Annotated in this window: 18 protein-coding genes and 1 riboswitch; of the genes, 11 read left to right on the top strand and 7 right to left on the bottom strand. The window is 61.4% G+C overall.

What is annotated here, in order from left to right:
* The first annotated feature begins 3 nt into the window (after positions 1–3).
* The 3 genes from cobN to HB633_RS18230 all read left to right on the top strand — a co-directional run bounded on the left by cobN (position 4) and on the right by HB633_RS18230 (position 5434).
* Positions 4–3777 (top strand): cobaltochelatase subunit CobN, encoded by a 3774-nt coding sequence (gene cobN, locus HB633_RS18220; RefSeq protein ID WP_213779584.1) that lies wholly within the window; start codon positions 4–6, stop codon positions 3775–3777.
* On the top strand, positions 3774–4769 hold the full coding sequence (locus HB633_RS18225) for an AAA family ATPase (protein WP_213779585.1): 996 nt from the start codon (positions 3774–3776) through the stop codon (positions 4767–4769). Before cobN ends, HB633_RS18225 begins: the two co-directional genes overlap by 4 nt.
* Before the next feature lie 113 nt (positions 4770–4882).
* Complete coding sequence (locus tag HB633_RS18230; protein ID WP_218626788.1) at positions 4883–5434, top strand: VWA domain-containing protein; 552 nt, start codon at positions 4883–4885, stop codon at positions 5432–5434.
* 4 nt (positions 5435–5438) lie between these two features.
* On the opposite strand, the gene cobJ is transcribed toward HB633_RS18230, so the two are convergent.
* From cobJ to cobG, 4 genes are read right to left on the bottom strand one after another with little or no spacing between them, the layout of a single operon-like run.
* Entirely contained in the window at positions 5439–7115 is a 1677-nt protein-coding gene (gene cobJ / locus HB633_RS18235; RefSeq protein ID WP_213779586.1) for a precorrin-3B C(17)-methyltransferase, read from the bottom strand.
* Entirely contained in the window at positions 7103–7828 is a 726-nt protein-coding gene (locus HB633_RS18240; protein ID WP_213779587.1) for a precorrin-2 C(20)-methyltransferase, read from the bottom strand. Before HB633_RS18240 ends, cobJ begins: the two co-directional genes overlap by 13 nt.
* Positions 7829–8455 (bottom strand): precorrin-8X methylmutase, encoded by a 627-nt coding sequence (locus HB633_RS18245; protein WP_213779588.1) that lies wholly within the window; start codon positions 8453–8455, stop codon positions 7829–7831. It abuts the gene before it with no gap.
* Entirely contained in the window at positions 8448–9752 is a 1305-nt protein-coding gene (gene cobG / locus HB633_RS18250) for a precorrin-3B synthase (protein WP_255580997.1), read from the bottom strand. Before cobG ends, HB633_RS18245 begins: the two co-directional genes overlap by 8 nt.
* A gap of 104 nt (positions 9753–9856) precedes the next feature.
* Positions 9857–10034: riboswitch (cobalamin riboswitch) on the bottom strand.
* 106 nt (positions 10035–10140) lie between these two features.
* Here cobG and cbiE point away from each other — a divergent pair.
* The 4 genes from cbiE to cobM are packed head-to-tail and all read left to right on the top strand — an operon-like array spanning position 10141 to position 13926.
* The gene (cbiE, locus tag HB633_RS18255) at positions 10141–11346 is read left to right on the top strand and encodes a precorrin-6y C5,15-methyltransferase (decarboxylating) subunit CbiE (RefSeq protein ID WP_213779590.1); all 1206 of its coding nucleotides are present in this window, start codon (positions 10141–10143) and stop codon (positions 11344–11346) included.
* A gap of 24 nt (positions 11347–11370) precedes the next feature.
* Positions 11371–12468, top strand: coding sequence for a cobalt-precorrin-5B (C(1))-methyltransferase (locus tag HB633_RS18260; RefSeq protein WP_213779591.1), 1098 nt, complete (start codon positions 11371–11373; stop codon positions 12466–12468).
* Entirely contained in the window at positions 12465–13187 is a 723-nt protein-coding gene (locus tag HB633_RS18265; protein ID WP_213779592.1) for a cobalt-precorrin-6A reductase, read from the top strand. The genes HB633_RS18260 and HB633_RS18265 overlap by 4 nt, the downstream gene beginning before the upstream one ends.
* 10 nt (positions 13188–13197) lie before the next feature.
* The gene (gene cobM / locus HB633_RS18270; RefSeq protein ID WP_213779593.1) at positions 13198–13926 is read left to right on the top strand and encodes a precorrin-4 C(11)-methyltransferase; all 729 of its coding nucleotides are present in this window, start codon (positions 13198–13200) and stop codon (positions 13924–13926) included.
* A gap of 58 nt (positions 13927–13984) precedes the next feature.
* On the opposite strand, the gene HB633_RS18275 is transcribed toward cobM, so the two are convergent.
* Positions 13985–14722: a TerC family protein gene (locus HB633_RS18275; protein ID WP_213779594.1), complete on the bottom strand. Its 738-nt coding sequence runs from the start codon at positions 14720–14722 to the stop codon at positions 13985–13987.
* A gap of 261 nt (positions 14723–14983) precedes the next feature.
* Between HB633_RS18275 and HB633_RS18280 the strand changes: the two genes are divergently transcribed.
* Positions 14984–16093 carry an OpgC domain-containing protein gene (locus HB633_RS18280; protein WP_213779595.1) on the top strand — a complete coding sequence of 370 codons (1110 nt, stop codon included), beginning with the start codon at positions 14984–14986 and terminating at the stop codon, positions 16091–16093.
* A gap of 163 nt (positions 16094–16256) precedes the next feature.
* The gene (locus HB633_RS18285; protein ID WP_069638391.1) at positions 16257–16430 is read left to right on the top strand and encodes a DUF1328 family protein; all 174 of its coding nucleotides are present in this window, start codon (positions 16257–16259) and stop codon (positions 16428–16430) included.
* A 79-nt stretch (positions 16431–16509) separates the two neighbouring features.
* Here HB633_RS18285 and eutC read toward each other — a convergent pair whose 3' ends face one another.
* Positions 16510–17316 carry an ethanolamine ammonia-lyase subunit EutC gene (gene eutC, locus HB633_RS18290; RefSeq protein WP_213779596.1) on the bottom strand — a complete coding sequence of 269 codons (807 nt, stop codon included), beginning with the start codon at positions 17314–17316 and terminating at the stop codon, positions 16510–16512.
* Positions 17316–18695 (bottom strand): ethanolamine ammonia-lyase subunit EutB, encoded by a 1380-nt coding sequence (locus tag HB633_RS18295; RefSeq protein WP_213779597.1) that lies wholly within the window; start codon positions 18693–18695, stop codon positions 17316–17318. The genes eutC and HB633_RS18295 overlap by 1 nt, the downstream gene beginning before the upstream one ends.
* 151 nt (positions 18696–18846) lie before the next feature.
* Here HB633_RS18295 and mnmH point away from each other — a divergent pair, with 151 nt between their 5' ends.
* Positions 18847–19911, top strand: a complete 1065-nt coding sequence (mnmH, locus tag HB633_RS18300; protein WP_213779598.1) for a tRNA 2-selenouridine(34) synthase MnmH — start codon at positions 18847–18849, stop codon at positions 19909–19911.
* A gap of 31 nt (positions 19912–19942) precedes the next feature.
* A complete protein-coding gene (locus HB633_RS18305; protein ID WP_213779599.1) occupies positions 19943–20998 on the top strand; it encodes a permease in 1056 nt (351 codons plus the stop codon).
* Positions 20999–21033 lie beyond the last annotated feature (35 nt).

The following is a 21033-nucleotide window of genomic DNA, read 5'->3' on the forward strand; positions in this document are numbered from 1 at the left end:
ACCGTGCATCTTCTACGTACGACGCCCGGAGGTTTTGTCGATGACGCGGCGGGTGTCATGCGTATCGATCAGACGCCTGCACCGATCGTCGTACTGAGTTCGGCCGATACCACGCTGTCGCTTCTTGCGAGCGTCGTGCCGAATCTTGAAGTGGGTTTTCCTGCTGTGCGGCTCGCGAATCAGGCGTTCTTGCGGCAACCGGCATCGGTGGATTTCTACGTCGATGACGTGCTCAAGCATGCGCGCGTGATCGTGATCGATCACCTGGGCGGCGAGGCGTATTGGCCTTACGGGATCGAGAGCATCACCACGCTCGCGCGCAAGAACGGGCAGATGCTCGTGATGTTTTCCGGCGACTTGCAGGAAGATCCGAACCTTGTTGCAAAGAGCACGGCGGAGCCCGCGTTGTGCGATCGACTCTGGCGTTATCTACGAGAGGGCGGCGCGCAGAACGCCGAGGCGTTTCTTCGTTGCATCGCCTATCGCGCGCTGGGTTATGGGCGCGATGCAGACCTGCCGACCCCGTTGCCTGCGGTCGCGATCTATCATCCGGCGCGGCAGGTCGCGACCATTCAAGACTGGCAGGATAGATGGACGCAGGACGCGCCCGTGGTTGCCGTGCTTTTCTATCGCGCGCATTTGCAGTCTGGAAATACAGACGTATTTAATGCATTGATCGATGCGCTCGAAGCGCATGGTCTGAATCCGTTGCCGATTGCGATGGCGTCGCTCAAGGACCCGTTGAGCCGCGAAGTCGTGCAGCAATTGTGCGCTGATAACAATGCGTCGCTGGTGCTGAACACTACCTCGTTCGCGGCCGGCGTGATCGATGACCCCGCGCCGTTCGAACTCGCCGGCGACGCACCCGTGCTGCAGGTCATCCTGAGCGGCGGGAATCGCGAAGACTGGGTCAAGGACAATCACGGCCTGACATCGCGCGACATTGCCATGCATGTCGCGCTGCCCGAAGTCGATGGCCGCATCATCACCCGCGCGATCAGTTTCAAGGGCCTCGCGTACCGATGCAAACTGACCCAAGTCGATGTCGTGCGTTACCAGCCCGATCTCGAACGCGTGCGTTTTATTGCCGAGTTGAGCGGACGCTGGTGCCGCCTGAGGCAGCTTCCAAACGCGGACAAACGCATTGCGCTCGTGCTCGCAAACTATCCTTTGAGCGAAGGACGCATTGGCAACGGCGTGGGTCTCGACACACCCGCATCGGTCGTGAACATTCTTTCGATGCTCGCGCGCGAAGGGTATCGAACGCAGGAGATTCCGGCCGATGGCGACGCGTTGATGCGGGCGCTGACATCGGGCGTGACCAACGATCCCGTCGTGCGCGATATGCGTCCCGCGTTGCAAAGTCTCGCGCTCGATGAATACCTGGATGCGTTCCGCAAGCTTCCTGCAGACGTTCAGCAAGACCTGAATACTCGTTGGGGTCCGCCCGAAAGCGATCCTACGGTGCGCCGCGGCCGCTTCATGATCGCGGGCTGGCGCTGCGGAAATGTGTTCATCGGCATTCAACCCGCGCGATCGCGTGAACGCGGCGACTACGCGAGTTATCACGACGCCGAACTCGTGCCGCCGCATTCGTATCTCGCGTTTTATTTCTGGCTGCGTTTGCGTTTCAACATCGACGCAATCGTGCACGTCGGCAAGCATGGCAATCTGGAATGGCTGCCGGGTAAGAGCGTTGCGCTAAGCGCATCGTGCTGGCCCGACCTGACGCTCGGCGCCATGCCGCATCTTTACCCGTTCATTGTCAACGATCCGGGCGAGGGGAGTCAGGCGAAGCGGCGTGCGCAGGCGGTGATCATCGATCACTTGATGCCGCCGCTCACGCGCGCTGAAAACTATGGGCCGCTGCAAGACCTCGAACGTCAGGTCGATGAGTATTATGAAGCGCTGATGGTCGATCCGCGGCGTGCGAAGCTGCTGCGTAAGACTATCTTGGCGAGCATCGTGGAGCATCGGCTGCATGAGGAACTTGGGCTCGAAAAGCCGCTCGATTCCGATACGGAAGACGCGTTGCTCAATCGCGCCGACGCATATTTATGCGAGCTCAAGGAAGCGCAAATCCGCGATGGCCTGCATGTATTCGGCGCGTCGCCGCAGGGCGTCCAACGTCGCGATACGCTGCTCGCTTTAGGCCGTTATCCAACCGGTAACGGGCAAGGCGCGAACGCGAGCGTGCTCACTGCACTGGCGCGCGATCTGCAACTCGGCGATGCCTTCGATCCTTTGGATTCCGACTGGAGCGCAATATGGACGGGCCCGCGTCCTGCTGAACTCACGAAAATAATCGATGCTCCTTGGCGCCATCACGGCGATACGCGCGAACGTCTCGAACTGCTTGCAACGTCGTTGCTGGATGGTCCTGCTGAATCCGTTGGTCCAAATACATTGCAAGTACTCACGCGTCTGAATGGCGACCTTCTTTCCCGCCTCGACGCATGCGGTCCGCAAGAGTTGCTGCAGCTTCAACGCGGGCTCGAAGGACGCTTCGTGCCGCCGGGCCCAAGCGGATCGCCATCGCGCGGAAGACCTGATGTCCTTCCCACCGGCCGCAACTTCTATTCCGTCGATACCCGTGCCGTCCCCACGCGCGCTGCGTGGACGCTTGGCCTGAAGTCGGCAAATCTGCTGATCGAACGGCATCTTCAGGAACACGGCGATTATCCGCGGGCGATCGGTTTATCGGTGTGGGGCACGGCGACCATGCGCACCGGCGGCGACGATATCGCACAAGCCATGGCGCTGATCGGCGTGCGTCCGAAATGGGCTGCGGGCAGCAATCGCGTGACGGACTTCGAGGTCTTGCCGATCACGATCTTCAACCGGCCGCGTATCGATGTCACGCTGCGCGTTTCGGGCTTCTTCCGCGATGCCTTCGCGAACCTGATGCATCTCTTCGACGCCGCCGTTCAAGCGGTCGCCGAACTCGACGACGAAGACGAAGACATCAATCCGATCCGCGCACGCATCATGCGCGAACGCGACCAACACATTGCTCGCGGACTGGACGAAAAGGAGGCGCGTTTGCGGGCGGGCTGGCGCGTGTTCAGCACAAAACCCGGCGCGTACGGCGCGGGCTTGCAGGAGATGATCGACGCAAAGCAATGGCAGAACGACGCCGATCTTGCGCGCGGATTTCAAAGCTCAGGCGGTTACGCGTATTCGCAAAAGGGCGATGGCGTGGACGCGCGCGATTCGTTTGGCGCGAGGTTATCGACAATCGATGTGGTCGTGCAGAACCAGGATAACCGCGAACACGATTTGCTCGATTCCAACGACTATCACCAGTTTCAGGGCGGTATGGTCGCGGCCGTGCGGCATCTCTCGGGCACGCAGCCGCAAGCCTATAATGCGGATCACAGCAACCCCGCATCACCGCGCATTCGCACCTTGCAGGAAGAGATATCGCGCGTGATCCGCTCGCGCGTGGTCAATCCAAAATGGATCGATGGCGTGAAGCGCCACGGTTACAAGGGCGCGTCGGAACTCGCGGCAACGGTGGATTACCTCTTTGGCTACGATGCCACCGCGCGCGTGGTGTCGGATCATCAATACGCGCTCGTCGCCGATGCTTACGTGAACGACGCCGATACGCGCGAGTTCATGCGGCAGCACAATCCGCACGCGCTGCATTCCATCTGCGAGCGTTTGACGGAAGCCATGCAGCGCGGTTTGTGGCAAAACCCGGGTGAATACCAGACGCAAATTGAACGCCATCTGCTGAATGCCGAACAGCAACTCGAAGGGCAACGAACGTGAACAACACTCTCTTTCCTTTCACTGCATTGGTCGCGCAAGCGCCCTTGCAGCAGGCACTTTTACTCGCCGCAGTCGATCCCGCACTGGGTGGCGTGCTGGTGAGCGGCCCGCGCGGCACGGCGAAGTCGACGACGGCTCGCGCGCTCGCCGAATTGCTCCCGGAGGGGCGCTTCGTTACCTTGCCCTTGGGTGCGAGCGAAGAGCAATTGATTGGATCGCTGGATATCGAAACCGCACTGCGCGATGGCGGCGTGCGTTTTTCCCCGGGCCTGCTCGCGAGGGCGCACGAAGGCGTGTTGTACGTGGATGAAGTCAACCTGCTGCCGAATCAGCTGGTAGATCAACTGCTCGACGTCGCTGCCAGCGGCGTGAACGTGATTGAGCGTGATGGTATTTCGCATCGGCATGACTCGCGATTTGTGCTGATCGGGACGATGAATCCCGAGGAAGGCGAACTCAGGCCGCAATTGCTTGATCGCTTCGGGCTTGCAGTCGAACTGCAGAATTGCTTCGATGCCAGCGTGCGTCGCGAGATCGTCAAGGCGCGGCTTGCGTTCGACGAAAACCCTGGCGCGTTCCGTTCGCGGTTCGCTGCACAGCAAGAGGCGTTGGCACAACGTATCCTCAATGCGCGTGCAGCGCTTCCGAACCTCGAATTCGATGACGCCGTTCACGCGCGCGTCAGCGAGTTTTGCATCGAGGCCCATGTGGATGGCTTGCGTGCCGATCTTGTCATGTTGCGCGCGGCGCGTGCGCTGGCTGCATTCGAAGACGCCGATGCGGTTCGCGTGGACCATGTCGAGCGCATTGCAGAAGCGGTGCTTTCGCATCGGCGCAAGCTCGGCAACGCGCCCGCGAGCAACCGCGAGCGCAAAGAGCAGCAACCGCACCAACAAGACACTGACGAAGCCACTTTCGGCTACATGCCGCCCGAGCCCGTCGATATAACCGCGGTAAAAAACGTGAGGCCGCTCACGTCAAAAAAATCCTGAGCCATCGAACGCCGGCTGAATCTGGCCGCATTCGATGGCTTGATCCTTTCTCTCCAGGCAAAACACGATCCCGCGATGGCGATGCGAGCGCGCACATCGACTGGATTCAGACGTTGTTGGCCAAACGCAATCGGCCGCTCGACGCAACGCACTTGCGCTTTCGTCGCGAAGAGGGCGAGGCGAGTGCGCTGCATTGCTTTGTGCTCGATTGCTCGGGTTCGATGCTCGGTGGCAAGCGTCTCGCGCTTGCAAAGGGACTTGTCGTTGCGTTGTTCGATCGCGCGTATCGGGAACGTGCCGAAGTCGCGCTGGTTTGTTTTGGCGGCCCGACGGCCGAGGTGCGTCGTGAGCCAGGGGCAGCGCACTGGTGGAACGACCGGTGGCTTGCGCCCATTGGCGGCGGAGGCGGAACACCGCTCGCGTTGGGTGTACGCACAGGCGCGAACCTGTTGCTGCGGACTGCGCGCCACAAGCCTTCGCAACGTCGCATCCTGTGGTTGCTCACCGACGGACGAAGCGCTGAAACGCCGGCACGTCCGGATTTGGCGGATCAGATCGTGATTGTCGATTTCGAAAATGAGGCCGTGAGTCTTGGTCGCTGCGCCAAGCTCGCCGAGTCGTGGCATGCGGACTATCTCACGGCCGCCGACATGACTCAGGCTTGAGCGCTCATTCGTACCAGCGCGGCGTGTACGCCCATACGCCATTGCCGTCGCCACGCGGGAAGCTTCGCGTGGTCGATGAACCGATGATCACCATCGTACGCATATCGACCTGATCGGACCGCAAATGTTCCAGCGTGGTCGTGGTCAACGTTTCACCCGGCCGGCCGATGTTCCTCCCCAGCACAACCGTAGTCGTCCCGCCGCGATATTCACGCACGAGTTCGAGCGCACGATCCAGTTGCCACGGCCGTGCGCGCGATACCGGGTTGTAGAACGCCATCACGAGATCTGCTTGCGCGGCGAGTCTTAAACGCGTTTCGATGATAGTCCACGGTTTCAGGTTATCGGAAAGAGAGAGCATGCAGAAGTCGTGGCCAAGCGGCGCGCCTGAACGCGCGGCCGTCGCCATTGCAGCCGATACGCCGGGCACGATGTTCAGGTCTACCGAAGACCATGCCTCGTTCGACTGGCTTTCATCGAGCGCCTCAAGCACCGCGGCGGCCATAGCGAACACGCCCGGATCTCCCGACGATACAACCACGACCCTGCGCCCCGTGCTCGCCAGCTCGAACGCATGGCGGGCGCGCTTCATCTCTTCGCGGTTGTCGGTGCAATGGAGCGTTTGATGCGGCTTGAAAGGGCCGGCCATGCGCACGTAGGTTTCGTAGCCGAGGATATCGTCGGCGCTGGATAACGCGTGTTTCGCGGCCGACACCATCAGGTCCACGCTGCCCGGACCGAGGCCGATAACAGTCAGCATGCCGCGCGCCTGTCCGAGCATTTGAACATCCACGATGCCCGGCGCGATGGCGATCGCAATGTCCCTGTCATGCGGCGTCTGCGTTTCGAAGCCTTCTGGCAAGGTGCCGAATCGCAAGGGCACGTCGAGCGTATGTGCCGCTTCGGTCAGTTGCGCGGATGTCATCAGCGTCGCGGGCGCAAGCATGGCGGCGACTGACATCGGAGAAATCTTTGCCTCGAGTAACACATGACGAATGCGCTCGACGATCGGATCATCCGGCGACAACTCATTCACGCAAACGACCACCGAGCGCGAATGAACCATGAGTTCGCGTGAATCGTCACTCTTATAAGGCGAGATCCGGATAGCATGGTCCGCATCGTCTGACCGTGGCAACTCGACTTGATTCAGCCAGGGCGCATCGCCTTCAATGCGCGTCGTTCCACCCGCCAGCAAGTCGGAAACGAAGCGTTTCCCGTGTTCGATATCCGCAAGCACGTATCCCGCCGGTGGATTCAGCAGGCATGTGCCGAAGCGCAATTCGCCGCTTGTCGTGATCGCGGGCGCGACTTGCAATGCCGCCGCGATCTCGCGCGCCATCACGTTGACGCCGCCGAGTCCACCGAGCAACGGCACGACCGCGCTGCCATCTTCGGCGACGGCAAGCACGGGCGGTTCGACGGTTTTATCGACGAGAAGGGGCGCCAGGCAGCGGATCACAATTCCTGCCGCGCACAATGCAATGATGGGCGTATTGCTCGCGTAGAGTTCGCGCAGATGCATGCTCAATTCCGCGTACGTAACGTCCGCCTTCACGCGGCTTGCGAGACCATGAATCGCCGCGTCCGGATAACGCGCCTGAATACGCTTCGCGGTCTCCAACGCGCCGGGTCCGAGCACCACGATCGCCTGCGGTTTCCCCTCATTCAACCGCGCCATTTTTCCCCCGGCACGACAAGCAGCGAGAAGTAGGGCGATGCCATTGGATCGACATCGTCGAGCGGCACGATGCGCTGATTCGCCATGGTCGCGCGTTCGACATAAAGCGCGCGTTTATCGAGTCCAAGGTCTTTCAACACGCGCCGTACCTTGTCGAAGTTGCGGCCGAGTTTCATGATCACGGCGGCGTCCGTAGCGGCGAGTTTTTCACGAAGGTCCGCTTCCGGCAACACGCCCGATAACACCGACAAACTCTGGTTCCGGTACACGAGCGGCACGCCGAGCACGGCGACGCCGCCAAGCATCGAACATACGCCGGGCACGACTTCGGCCTCGAAGCGTTCGGCGAGGCGGTCATGCAGGTACATGTACGAGCCATAGAAGAACGGATCGCCTTCGCAAATCACGGCGACGTCGCGGCCGGCCTCCAGATGATCGGCGATGCGGATCGCGGATTCATCGTAGAAGTCGCCGATGATCGTTTCATAGCAAAGCGGCGGTTCGAGCGCCTCGGTCGTCACCGGATACACGAGCGGCATGCGCGTTTGCGTGTCCTTCAAATGCCCTTCGATGATCCCGAACGCGTTGCCCTTCTTGCCCTTCGCGACGAAGTACGCAACCACCGGTGCCGATGTCAGTAAGCGCAGCGCTTTCACCGTAATCAGCTCGGGATCGCCCGGACCGACGCCCAGGCCATAGAGACGTCCGCTCATCTATTCAGTCTCCGATGCAAGCGCGTTCACGGCGGCCGCTGCCATCGCGCTGCCGCCGCGCCTGCCGCGCAACGCGACGAACGGGACGCCGCGGCTGTCGGCGGCGAGCATCGCTTTCGATTCCGCCGCGCCGATGAACCCCACCGGAAAGCCGAGGATCAACGCCGGTTTGGGCGCGCCTGCGTCGAGCATATCGAGCAGATGAAAAAGCGCGGTCGGCGCATTGCCGATCACAACCACGCTGCCTTCGAGGTACGGACGCCACAATTCGAGCGCGGCGGCCGAGCGCGTATTGCCGAGTTCGCGCGCGCGCTCGGGCACGGATGCGTCGTTGAGCGTGCAGATTACTCGGTTGTCGGCCGGCAAGCGCGAGCGCGTGATGCCTTCGGCGACCATGCGGGCATCGCAGAGAATGGGCGCGCCTTGCTTGAGCGCTGCACGGCCTGCTATTCCCGCATCGTTCGAGAACACGAGGTCATCGATCACGTCCGTCATGCCGCACGCGTGGATCACACGCACGGCCAGCTTTTCAAGGTCGGCAGGAATGGCGGCGAGGTTCGTTTCGGCGCGGATGGTCGCGAACGACGCACGATAAATCGCCTGGCCGTCGCGGATGTAATCAAGCATCGGTGGTGCTCCGGGCGAGCCAGCGGGCCGCCTCTTCAATGGTTATGTGGCGTGCGACGGGTTCGGGCGCGTGGGTGTACAAGTCGTAGCGTCCGGGCGCGACGGCGAGCAAGGTGGTATCGACGTGATGGGCCGCCGCGCAGGAACGGGCGCAACCGCTCAGGTGGACGTTGCCCGTCTCGGGCATCAAGGACGCGAGTTGGTGCGCGTCGGCTTTGGTATCGGAGAAACTCTTGGCGCAACCTTGCGAACCCGTGCACGCGATCAGACGCGCGAAGGGTTCGTTCGGCGTTGTCGCGAGGTCCAGCGCCTTGAGTCGTTCGATGGCCGACTCAACCTCTGCGACAGGAACGTCCAGCAACATCACGCTTTGCCATGGCGTCATGCGCATGCGCGGCGCGAGGTCGGCGAGCGCTTGCAACGTGCTTGCATCGAGGCGTCCCAGCGGGATCTGCGCGCCGATGCACACCGCGCCTTGGTTCCGCTGCGGGTGCACGCCGAAACGCAACCGAGCATTGGATGCAGGGCGACGCCAATCCTTCGCGTTTTGTTTTAACTGGAAGTGGAGCTTTCCCTGCACGTGGTCAAGAACCGCTTCGGCCGAATGCGTCTGCAGCAGCTCGCGCATTCTGGTCTGCTCCGGCAGCGCGAGATCGAGGAACGTATGCAGCAATGCGTTCGCCACAGCGGGCACGTGCCCGGACTCAACCGACGCTAACGCGGGCGAATGCTCCGAAAGCGTCGGCGGACAACCGCCAAGCCCAAACGCAAACTGGTTCGCCGATACCGCCGAAAACCACACGTCGTGCGGATGATCGAGCATCGCAAGACGCTCGCCGCCGTCCAGCATCATCGCGAATTTTGGTGATAAGGCGCGCAGACGTGTATCGCATTGCAGCTCGTCGAGCAAAGCGCCTGCGAGCGGCGTGACATCCAGCATGGCGTACGGATCGAGACCGGCGAGCGGGCTGAGCATGAGGTTGCGGACATCGTCGGAATCGGGCGTTGCCGGACCGAGCCCGGCTTCAATCAGACGTGAGATCAGCTGATTCTCGGCGCCGGTACGCACGCCACGAATCTGCAGGTTCGAACGATTGGTTGCATCGATAAAACCCGATCCGCACGCACGCGCCGCATCCGCGACCACGCGCGCCTGCGCCGCGCTCAGCTCGCCACCGTTGAGGCGAATGCGGCACAGGCCGCCGTCGCGTGCAGGGACGATCCGCATCAGGCCAGGACATGCCGATGGCCTCGATGCCGGTTCCAACCCGCGTTCAGTAAAGAGTGGTGCGTTCAAAGCGTGACCCGTTCGGTCTCGCGCGGCGCCCCGACCTTGCCTTTTCAGCAGCACGTGAAAACAGGCAGATCGTGGCATCGGTACACCCCGCCCGATGTTGGCTTGCACGAAGAATTCCGGTCGGCAGGTCTCTTGGCTGGCAGGTCGCCGCCCGCGCAAGCCTTCCCAGTCGAAACCAGTGGCAGTGGAGCGCGGACTCGCTGCGTACAATTGCGGGGGCAGCCACAGTTTTGCTGTGTTCCCTGTTAGGCCCGTCAGGGCACCGACTAAACGCGATATTATGCCCGTTTTTGCAGCCGATAAAGCCAATCGCCGCAAGGTTCGCCGTAGGGTCGCGGCAACCGGACGAGCAGCGTAATCTACGAATGGATCAAGCGAGGACCGGCGGATGGCAACGTGGTTGACCGTGGTGGGAATCGGAGAGGACGGCTGGCATGGGCTTGGCCGGAACGCGCGCGAGGCGTTGCTCGCCGCCGATACCATTTTCGGCGGCACGCGCCATCTCGACCTGTTGCCGGAACATATCGGCGCGGAACGCCGCGCGTGGCCCACGCCGTTTTCGATTGCGCCGGTACTTGAATATCGCGGCAAGCAAGTTTGCGTACTGGCAAGCGGTGACCCGATGATGTTCGGCGTCGGCACGACTTTCGCACGCGAGCTGGAAGCGGGCGAATTCGATGTGCTCCCCGCGCCGTCCTCGTTGTCCGTTGCTGCGGCGCGTCTGCATTGGTCACTGCAGGATGTGGCCGTTGTATCGCTCGTTGGGCGTCCGGTCGCGGCGCTTGGCATTCATCTTCATCCAGGTACGCGCGTATTTGTCCTCAGCAGCGACGGATCGAGCCCTTTTGACGTCGCGCAGTTGTTGAACAGGCGGGGTTTCGGGCCCAGCCGTTTAAGCGTGTTTGAACATCTGGGCGGCGAACGCGAGCGTCGTATCGATGGCATCGCTAATGCGTGGAACCACCAAGCCGAGATAGCAGCGCTCAACCTCGTGGCGATCGAATGCATCGCGGAGAACAAGGCATTGCGTCTGCCGCTTACGCCCGGTCTTCCAGACGATGCCTACCAGCACGACGGCCAGCTCACCAAACGCGATGTCCGCGCCATCACGCTCGCGCGGCTCGCGCCCGAACCCGGCGAATTGCTTTGGGACGTGGGCGCGGGATGCGGGTCGATCGGCATTGAATGGATGCGCTCGCATGCCAGCTGCCGCGCGATTGCCATCGAAGCGGATAGCGGGCGTCAGCGTTTCATCGAGCTGAATCGCGATGCGCTCGGCGTGCCCGGGCTACAACTCGTGGAGGGCGAAGCGCCGGCCGCGCTCAATGGACTGGCGCCGCCGGATGCGATCTTTATTGGCGGCGGCGTGACGGCGCCGAACATGCTCGACACGTGCTGGGCGCATCTGAATAAAGGCGGCCGTATGATCGTCAATGCAGTGACGATTCAAAGCGAAGCGATGCTCGTCGCATGGCGCGCGGCGAACGTCGGCGAGCTGACGCGTATTGGTGTGGCGCATGCGCAACCGCTCGGCGCCTTCGATACATGGCGGCAGGCGCTCCCCATCACGCTGCTGCATGCAGTGAAATCATGACGTGCTCCTCCATCCGATACCGCCATGCGTGACGAGACGCCCGAACAGCCCGCGCCGTTGCGCACCGGGCTTACAACAGGCACTTGCGCGACCGCGACGTCGCTGGCGGCGGCGCGGCTGCTGCTTGGCGGTATCGTGACGGAAAACGCGGATATCACGTTGCCAAAGGGCCAGCAGGTCGTCTTGCCTCTCGTGTTCTGCCGTCTGGTCGAGGGCGATGTTTATAGCGCGGAAGCCGGCACCGTAAAAGATGCCGGCGATGATCCCGACGTCACCCATGGCGCAATCGTGTTTGCGCGCGTGCGCCTGGTGAGCGAGCCGGGTGTGCGCTTTCTCGCCGGACCGGGCGTTGGCACGGTGACGCGCGCAGGACTCGCGCTCGCAATAGGCGAACCCGCGATCAATCCCGTGCCGCGAAAGATGATGTCCGAACACCTTGCCGCGCTCGCGCATGAGCATGCCTACAACGGCGGATTTGAGGTGAGCATCGGCGTGGAGAACGGCGCCGAACTTGCGCTCAAAACCATGAATCCGCGTCTGGGTATCGTCGGTGGCTTATCGATACTTGGTACGAGCGGCATCGTCCGGCCGTTTTCTTGTTCAGCTTATATTGCATCGATTCATCAGGGCATCGACGTCGCGCGCGCGAACGGTTACGTCCATCTCGCGGCATGCACGGGCAATCAAAGCGAAGAGGCCATGCGCGTCCGATACAACCTCCCCGACATCGCCCTGATAGAAATGGGCGACTTTGTGGGCGCAGTGCTCAAGCATTTGCGTCGTGCGCCCGTGCAGAAATTGAGCGTGTGCGGCGGCTTCGGCAAGATGAGCAAGCTCGCCGCCGGACACATGGATTTGCATAGCCGCAATTCCAGCATCGATCTGCCGCTGCTCGCCGGCTGGGCTGCGGACGCCGGCGCGAGCAAGCCGCTGACTGACGCCATGCGCGGCGCAAATACGAGTCAGGAAGCGTTGCTGCTGGCGCGCGAACAAGGCGTGCCGCTGGGCGATATCGTTTGTGAGCACGCGCGCCGATTCGCGTTGAGTGTCGTGCCGGAAAATATCGACGTGGAGTGTTTCGCGATCGATCGGCAAGGGCGCATTGTGGGTTCGGCGCAATGACGCGCGTCCTGCTGCTTGGCGGAACCGGCGACGCATTGACGATCGCGCGTCGTCTCGGAGCTGAGCACGTTTATAGCCTTGCCGGACTGGGGCGCAAGCCGGCTGATCTGGCGTGCCGCGTGCGCATTGGTGGATTCGGCGGAGTGGAGGGGCTGGCGGCATTTATCGAGGCCGAGTCGGTTGGTTTGATCGTCGACGCCACCCATCCGTACGCCGCGCAAATGAGCCGTCATGCCGCCGCCGTTTCGGCGACGACGAATGTTCCATGCTGGGCGCTTCGTCGTGCGCCATGGCAAGCGCAAGCCGGCGACGACTGGCGCGAAGCGACAGATTTCGCTTCGATTCTGGAAGTCATCGCGCCATACGAACATCCGCTGTGGACGCTCGGCCGCGAGCCGCTCGATCATCTCGATGAGATCCCGTCCCGGCAGCACTGGACCATTCGCTGCCTCGATCCGTACGATGGCAACGCCCGCGCGACGATCATCGCGGCGCGCGGACCGTTTTCGCTGGACGGCGAACGTGCGCTGTTCGATCAGCAACACACCGATATCATCGTCAGCAAGAACAGCGGCGGCGCCGCGACCGAAGCGAAACTCGCGATAGCGCGCGAGCGCGGCCTGCCCGTCGTGATGCTCCAACGTCCTCCACTTCCTTCAGTCGAGCGCGAATTCACCGATACAACATCGCTTTTGAACGCGCTCGACGTTTTTCTATAAAACCCCTTAAATGACGGTCTATTTCATTGGCGCGGGTCCCGGCGATCCCGAACTCATCACCGTAAAAGGGCAGCGTCTCGTGCGCGCGTGCCCCGTGATCCTCTACGCCGGATCGCTGGTGCCGGAGGCGGTGCTGAGCGGGCATCGCGCGGAAATCTGTGTCAACACCGCCGATCTTCACCTCGATGAAATCGTCGCGTTGCTCGAAAGCGCGCATGCCAAAGGGCAGGACGTGGCGCGCGTTCATTCGGGCGATCCATCGTTGTATGGTGCGATCGGCGAGCAGATTCGCCGCTTAAACGCGCTCGGCATTCCATATGAAATGGTGCCGGGTGTGACGGCGGCGGCGGCCTCGGCGGCGGCGCTCGGATGCGAGTTAACGTTGCCCGGAATCTCGCAGACCGTGATCCTCACGCGCTTCGCCACCAAGACATCCATGCCCGAAGGCGAGCAACTCGCCGATCTCGCGCGCCATCGCGCGACCATGGCGATTCATCTGGGCGTGCGTCATATCGAGCGCATCGTCGCCGATCTGATCCCGCATTACGGCGCGGATTGCCCTGTCGCCGTGATCTTCCGCGCGAGTTGGCCGGATGAAGAGAAAATGCTCGGAACGCTCGCGGATATCGCCGGGAAAGTGCTTGAAAAAGGCATCGAAAGGACGGCGCTGATCGTAGTTGGGCACGTGCTGAATGCCGAGGGATTCACGGATTCTTCGTTGTATCGGAAAGTACTCTGAGAATAAGAAAAGACGCCGTGCGGGTTTAAAGCCGCACGGCGTCTCCACCATCAACGCATCAAGCGCGTTTCTTCTTCGCTCTGCGCGACAGCATGTTCAGCCCCTCGACCAGCGCCGAGAACGCCATCGCCGCGTAGATGTAGCCCTTCGGCACGTGCGAGCCGAACCCTTCGGCGACCAGCGTCATCCCGATCACCAGCAGGAAACCGAGCGCGAGCATTACGACTGTCGGATTCCTGTCGATAAACCGCGACAACGGACCCGCCGCGAACATCATCACGGCCACCGCCGCGATCACGGCCACGAACATGATGGGAATGTGCTCGGTCATGCCAACGGCCGTCACGATGCTATCGATGGAAAAAACCAGATCCAGCACCAGAATTTGCCCGATCGCCGACAACGGCGTGATCGAAGCAGCCTTCACCGGACCGTCTGATTCGCTGGAATCATGCGAAACGTGGTGATGAATTTCCGTGGTCGCTTTCCATACCAGGAACACGCCGCCCGCAATCAGGATCAAGTCGCGCCAGGAAAAATCATGTCCGAACGCCGTAAAAATAGGCGCCGTCAGCCGCACGATCAGCGCGACCGTGCCAAGCAAGCCGAGCCGCATGACGAGCGCGAGCCCGATTCCCAGGCGCTGCGTGCGCGCCCGGTGCGCTTCGGGGAGCTTGTTCGTAAGAATCGAGATAAAGATCAGGTTGTCGATGCCAAGCACGACTTCCATGACAACGAGCGTCGCCAAGGCCGCCCAGGCGGTGGGATCACTTGCAAGTGCAACGAGGTAATCCATGAGATGTCAGGTTTGTCCGGTTATAGGTCACGAATTGTCACGCAATGATACGCGACGTTCGCATCGATAATGTAAGCTTAATGAAATGTTTGAGAGTGTTTCGAGCCGGTAAAAGTTCTCGATCATTCCCGAACAGCGTTTCCTGCATCGAAAAACTCTTTGACACAATTACGGGTAAACTCTCGGTGCCGTACGCCATTCCTCAGTAGGAATCGCGCCTTTCACGTTCGCTGCCCGATTCGGCAGTCTTTCGGGTTACGCATGCAGGGAAAATCGCAACGACTCATTGAGCTGGACTTTTTTCGCGGCCTCGTTCTGCTCGTGATTCTCGTCGATCATATTGGCGGCAGCATGTTGTCCCGCATGACGCTACATTCGTTTGCGCTCAACGACGCCGCCGAAGTCTTCGTTTTCCTCGGTGGTTTTGCGACTGCCACCGCGTATATAACGATGTGCGCAAAACGCTCGGAATCGGCCGCGCGCGCAAGGTTTGTCCGCCGCGCCTTTCAAATATATAGAGCATTTCTGATCACGGCCGCGCTCATGCTGGTGACGAGCTTCGTGCTGCGGCCGTTCTTTGGCGGCGCGCCCAATCTCGCCACGACTGATCTGGACGCGTTCATTGCCGCGCCGTTCACGGCCATCGCGGATATCCTGCTGTTGCGCCGACAGCCATACCTTGCTTCCGTCTTGCCGATGTACGCGTTTTTCGCGCTCGCCGTGCCGCTCGTGTTGCCGCTTGCGCGCAGCAAGCCGTGGCTTCTGCTTGCAGCGAGCGTTGGGCTTTGGGCGCTTGCGCCTCCGGTCGCCGAGTATTTGCCATCGGCGGAAGATTTGTTGTGGGACTTCAATCCGGCCGCGTGGCAATTGATGTTCGTGATGGGCGTGATCGCCTGTTGCCAGCCGGTTTATCAGCGCGTGAGCGCGCACCGGTTCGGATGGATCGTGAGCATCGCCGCGCTGGCGATTGTCGCGGGCATGGCGTACTACAAGCTGCTCGTGCTCCCGACTCCCTTCGATGGCGATTTCAAACGCAATCTGGCAGGCGCGCGCATCGTCAATTTTGTGGCTATCGCGTGGATCGCGGGAGACCTGACGCGCCGTGGCGTGGTCAGGCAAATCGCGCAGTTCTCGCCGTGGGTGAGCGCGGTGGGCCGCGATGGGCTCGTGTGTTTCGTGGCAGGCGCAGTGATCTCGCTGTTCGTGGATTCGGTGTTGTACACGGTGACGGGCGGGCTCATCGACGTGCCGTTTGGGCTTGCCGCAGACGCTTTCGCAATCATCCTGCTGCTGGCCATTCCGCATCGTCAGCGTTTGTTCGACGCAATCGGATTCGGATCGATGACCTCGGCCGCGAAGGCGAAAGGGTAACGAAGCGCCTGAAGCGATAATCGAAAATGCGACTAACGGTCTGCGTTTTGAGCGTCGGCTTGCTGGACATGTCGTTGTTGGACCATCAACCCGTTGAGCAAAATTCACTTAGGCATAGGGCTTGCTAAACCGTTGCGACTTTAACCAAAACAACGGATTTACCATGCTCAAGCTTGCCATTCTTTTTGCGGTGATATCGGTTATCGCCGGATTCTTTGGCTTTGGCCGCGTATCGTCGGGCGCGGCGGGGATCGCGAAGATCTTCTTCTTCATTTTCCTGGTGTTGTTCGTGATCTTCCTGGTCGTTGCCATCTCGGCGGGATCGCTGGTGCTTTGACGGGTTGATTGAACAGCACGCGTAACGAATCGGGGCGCCTCGCGAGGCGCCCCGATTCGTTTTCCACGTTCTATAAGCGTCAGTCCGGCGGCAGCGCCGTCAGATCAGGCGCCGACAACAACGCATCGCTATCGTCCTTGAGTTTGACGCCGGTCAGCTTCAGACGCACGGCTTCGTTGAGCAGATACTGCAGCTTGAAAGCGGCGGCATCGTATGGAAGACCTTCGGGGCGGACGTTCGAAATGCAATTGCGCTCGGCATCGCTTCGTCCGATCCGCGGCTCGTATGTGAGGTAGACGCCGAGGCTGTCGGGTGAACTCAAACCCGGCCGCTCGCCGATCAGCACCACCACAATTCGCGCCCGTAAAAGCTCACCGATACCATCGCCGAGTGCAACTCGCGCCTGCCGCGCCACAACGACAGGACCGATGCGCATGCCATCCAGCTTCGAGCGCATGCGCTCCAGCAGCGGCACGGCGTGGCGCGTTGCGGCGTAGGCCGACAAGCCATCGGCGACAACGAAAACTACGTCAAAGTCGTGGCCTGCGTAGTCGCTTAGGCGTGCGGTGCTTTCATCGCTGAGCTTGCGGCCGAGATCCGGCCGGCGCAAATAATGATCGCGATCGGGCGCGGCGCTTTCAGCGTCGAGCGTATCGAAACCGGCTGCGCGCAGCGATGCATGCAGCGCATCCACGTCGAGCGGTTGATGCACGGCGTCGCGGGCCTGCGCGTGCGACAAGTTGAACGCGAGCAAGGGCGCGGTTGGCAGGCTGCTGCCGGCGCGTCCCAACGCAATGCGCGCGTTCGTGAAACGGCGCAGCGCGTCCCACGGGCTGGTGTTGGGCGGAGAAGGTGGGTTCTCGGAGTTTGCGTCGAGATCTGCCATCAGGTCGTGATCCATTCGAGCAACGGTTGCGGCGCCGAAGGGGTTAGCAATGCGCCGCGTGTGTCGATGATTTGCATCGATTCAAGCCATGCTTCGAACTCCGGCGCGCGGCGCAGGCCGAGCACATTGCGCACATACAACGCGTCATGGAACGAGGTGCTTTGATAGTTGAGCATGACGTCGTCGGCGCCGGGCACGCCCATTATGAAGTTGACGTTCGCGACGCCGAGCAGCGTCAGTAACGTGTCCATGTCGTCGGAATCGGCTTCGGCGTGGTTGGTGTAGCAGATGTCGCAACCCATCGGCACGCCGAGCAGCTTGCCGCAAAAATGATCTTCGAGGCCGGCGCGGATGATCTGCCGGCCATCGTAGAGATATTCCGGGCCGATGAAACCCACCACGGTATTCACCAAGAGCGGCTTGAATTTACGCGCGACCGCGTACGCGCGCACTTCGCAGGTTTGCTGGTCGACGCCATGATGAGCATCTGCGGAAAGCGCGCTGCCCTGGCCGGTTTCAAAGTACATGAGGTTATCGCCGACCGTCCCGCGTTTCAGCGATAACCCCGCCTCGTACGCCTCTTGCAGCAACGCGAGCGACACGCCGAAACTCGCGTTGGCCTTTTCGGTGCCCGCGATCGACTGGAACACGAGATCGACAGGCGCGCCTTTTTCGATGGCGGCGATCGTGTTCGTCACATGCGTTAGCACGCACGATTGCGTCGGCACTTCGTAGCGTTGCCGGAAGTCATCGATCATGACAAGCAAGGTCGTGATCGCGCTGAGCGAGTCCGACGCCGGGTTGATGCCGATCACCGCGTCCCCGCAGCCGTACATGAGGCCGTCGAGCATGGACGCGGCGATGCCCTTGACGTCGTCGGTGGGATGGTTCGGCTGCAGGCGCACGGACATGCGGCCCGGCAAGCCGATGGTATTGCGAAAGTGCGTGACCACCGGCCGTTTTTTCGCCGCGAGAATCAGGTCCTGGTTGCGCATCAGTTTCGATACAGCCGCGACCATTTCCGGCGTGAGGCCGGGCGCAATGCGTACGAGCGCGGCGGTATCGGTGGTGTCGGCGAGCAGCCAGTCGCGAAAATCGCCGACCGTGAGATGCGAAATTTCGGCGAAAGCCTGTGCAGAGTGTTCGTCGATGATCAGCCGCGTGACCTCATCGCTTTCATATGGGATCACGGTTTCGCTGAGGAACGTGCGCAGCGGGACTTGCGCGAGCGCCATTTTGGCCGCGACGCGCTCTTCCTCGGTGGCGGCAGCAACGCCCGCAAGCTGATCGCCCGAGCGCTGCGGCGTTGCTCTCGCGAGCAGGGTTTTCAGGTCATCGAAACGATACGTCCGATGACCGATGGTCTCGTTGTAGCTCATCGCGTGATCCTTGTTCCGGGGCGGCCGTCCAATACTGAAGTATGCGACGTATCCGTGCATGGCCAAAAATGCCTGGCGCCGTCAGCCGTCCATTTTTCCCCATGCGATAATTCGAAACCCCTCCGATTCGTTCACTTTACAGCGCTGAACCTTGAAAAACCTGCTTGTTCCGCTCGACCGGCTGGCCGATTTCGACGAAATCATCGACGTCCGCACGCCGCTCGAATTCACCGATGATCACATTCCCGACGCTCTCAACGCCCCGGTGCTGAGCAACGAGGAACGTGTGCTTATCGGCACGATGTACAAGCAGGTCTCGCCTTTCCAGGCCGCCCGCGTTGGCGCGGCTATGGTTGCGCGCAACATTGCGCAGCATCTCGATACGATCTTCGCCGACCGGCCGCGCAACTGGCGCCCGCTGATTTACTGCTGGCGCGGCGGTACGCGATCCGGCTCCATAACGACCATGTTCAACATGATCGGCTGGCAGGCGCGGCAGCTCGACGGCGGATACAAGACGTACCGCCGCGCGACCATTGAGACACTCGCGCACTTTCCGGCGGCGTTTCGTTATATCGCGCTGACCGGGCCGACCGGCAGTGGCAAGACACGTTTGCTGCATGCCTTGAGCGAAGCCGGCGCGCAGACGCTCGACCTGGAACGGCTCGCGGCGCATCGCGGTTCATTGCTCGGCGCGTTGCCGGGCGAGCCACAGCCGTCGCAGAAATGGTTCGATACGCTGCTTGTCGGCGCGCTACGTGGTTTCGATCCCGCGCGGCCGGTTTTTGTCGAAGCGGAAAGCCGGCGAATCGGTTCGGTTGCGTTGCCGCTTGCGTTGGTAGAGACATTTCATCGCGCGAATTGCGTTCAGGTCGAAGCGACCCGCGAGGATCGCGCGGCGTTTCTGCTGCACGACTACGCACATCTTTTCCACGATCCCGAGTTGTTCAAGCAGCAGTTATCGAAGCTGATTGGCTTGCACAGCCGCGAACGCGTGAACCGCTGGCACACACTGATCGATGAAAACCGTGGTCCTGAACTCGCGCGCGAATTGATCGACCAGCACTACGATCCGGCCTATACGCGCAGCAGCGGGGCGCATTTCATCGAGTTGCCGCGCGCTGCGCGGGTCCTGTTTCGTCCCAATGACGCTGATGTGATCGATCAGGCGAGGGCGCTGCTCGTGCAACTCGAGACATCCGCAAGTCCGGCGTGACACCTTATTCTTTTTAAAAACCAAGACCACCATGCAATCCACTCTTCGACAACCCCGCGTAGCGCTCGGCTGGATCGTGTTCCTGCTGATCGCCGTCATCGGCCTGTTCTACGTCAAATGGTTTCCGTACTACAACCGCGCGTTCGTGGCGGCGAGCCAGCATTCCATCGGCAAATCCATTCTGATGGGCACGGCGGCGAGTGCGCCGGAGCCGTCGTGGAAAGCGGCTATCGACTACGCGTTCGCGTACGGCAAAGCAATCTGGCAAGCGATGGTGCTCGGGCTCTTGCTCGGCTCCGCCGTGCAGGCGCTGATTCCGCCGCAATGGGTTGCGCGCGCGCTCGGTAAAAGCGGCTTCGGCAGCGTGGTGAACGGCGGCTTGATGTCCTTGCCGGGCATGATGTGCACGTGTTGCGCGGCGCCCGTCGTCGCCGGTTTGCGTGCGCGTCAGGCAGCGCCGGGCGCAGCTATTGCATTTTGGCTGGGCAATACCGTACTGAACCCGGCCACGCTGATTTTCATGGGCTTCGTGCTCGGCTGGCAATGGATGGGCTTGCGCCTCGCGCTCGGCGTCCTGATGGTGTTCGGGCTCGGATACGCCGTGAACCGCATGGTGACGCCGAAAGAAGCGGAGGCATCGCGTGGAGAAATGGCGAAGCTGGTGGCGGCCGAAGATCCGGGGACCGCGTTCACGCGCTGGATTCGGATTCTTGGGCGCATGACTATCCGGCTCGTGCCGGAGTACATCGTTCTGGTGCTGGTGCTCGGGGCGGCGCGTGCGTGGCTGTTTCCGCACATTGGTCCGAACATCGATAACAGCGTCCTTTGGATTGTCGGTCTTGCCATTGCCGGCACGTTGTTCGTGATCCCGACGGCCGGCGAAGTGCCGATCATCCAGGCGATGCTGTCGCTCGGCATGTCGGTGGGTCCCGCGGGCGCGTTGCTGATGACGTTGCCGCCAATCAGTTTGCCTTCGGTGGCAATGCTGGGCCGCTCGTTTCCGCCGCGCGTGCTGACAGTGGTGGCGGTCGCGGTGGTCGGTTTCGGGGTGCTGGCGGGGTTGCTGGCGGTGGCGTTGGGGTTTTAGAGACGGGTTGGTTGTTCTTTATTGGTGTTCGCACA

The organism is Caballeronia sp. dw_276 (genome assembly GCF_018449635.1).
In the GTDB taxonomy this organism is placed as follows: domain Bacteria; phylum Pseudomonadota; class Gammaproteobacteria; order Burkholderiales; family Burkholderiaceae; genus Caballeronia.

Bases quoted from the DNA above. Each gene is read 5' to 3' on its own strand.
- cobJ (WP_213779586.1), bottom strand. From the start codon at position 7,115: ATGGCGCGGTTGAATGAGGGGAAACCGCAGGCGATCGTGGTGCTCGGA.
- HB633_RS18240 (WP_213779587.1), bottom strand. From the start codon at position 7,828: ATGAGCGGACGTCTCTATGGCCTGGGCGTCGGTCCGGGCGATCCCGAG.
- HB633_RS18245 (WP_213779588.1), bottom strand. From the start codon at position 8,455: ATGCTTGATTACATCCGCGACGGCCAGGCGATTTATCGTGCGTCGTTC.
- cbiE (WP_213779590.1), top strand. From the start codon at position 10,141: ATGGCAACGTGGTTGACCGTGGTGGGAATCGGAGAGGACGGCTGGCAT.
- HB633_RS18260 (WP_213779591.1), top strand. From the start codon at position 11,371: ATGCGTGACGAGACGCCCGAACAGCCCGCGCCGTTGCGCACCGGGCTT.
- HB633_RS18265 (WP_213779592.1), top strand. From the start codon at position 12,465: ATGACGCGCGTCCTGCTGCTTGGCGGAACCGGCGACGCATTGACGATC.
- cobM (WP_213779593.1), top strand. From the start codon at position 13,198: ATGACGGTCTATTTCATTGGCGCGGGTCCCGGCGATCCCGAACTCATC.
- HB633_RS18275 (WP_213779594.1), bottom strand. From the start codon at position 14,722: ATGGATTACCTCGTTGCACTTGCAAGTGATCCCACCGCCTGGGCGGCC.
- HB633_RS18280 (WP_213779595.1), top strand. From the start codon at position 14,984: ATGCAGGGAAAATCGCAACGACTCATTGAGCTGGACTTTTTTCGCGGC.
- HB633_RS18285 (WP_069638391.1), top strand. From the start codon at position 16,257: ATGCTCAAGCTTGCCATTCTTTTTGCGGTGATATCGGTTATCGCCGGA.
- eutC (WP_213779596.1), bottom strand. From the start codon at position 17,316: ATGGCAGATCTCGACGCAAACTCCGAGAACCCACCTTCTCCGCCCAAC.
- HB633_RS18295 (WP_213779597.1), bottom strand. From the start codon at position 18,695: ATGAGCTACAACGAGACCATCGGTCATCGGACGTATCGTTTCGATGAC.
- HB633_RS18305 (WP_213779599.1), top strand. From the start codon at position 19,943: ATGCAATCCACTCTTCGACAACCCCGCGTAGCGCTCGGCTGGATCGTG.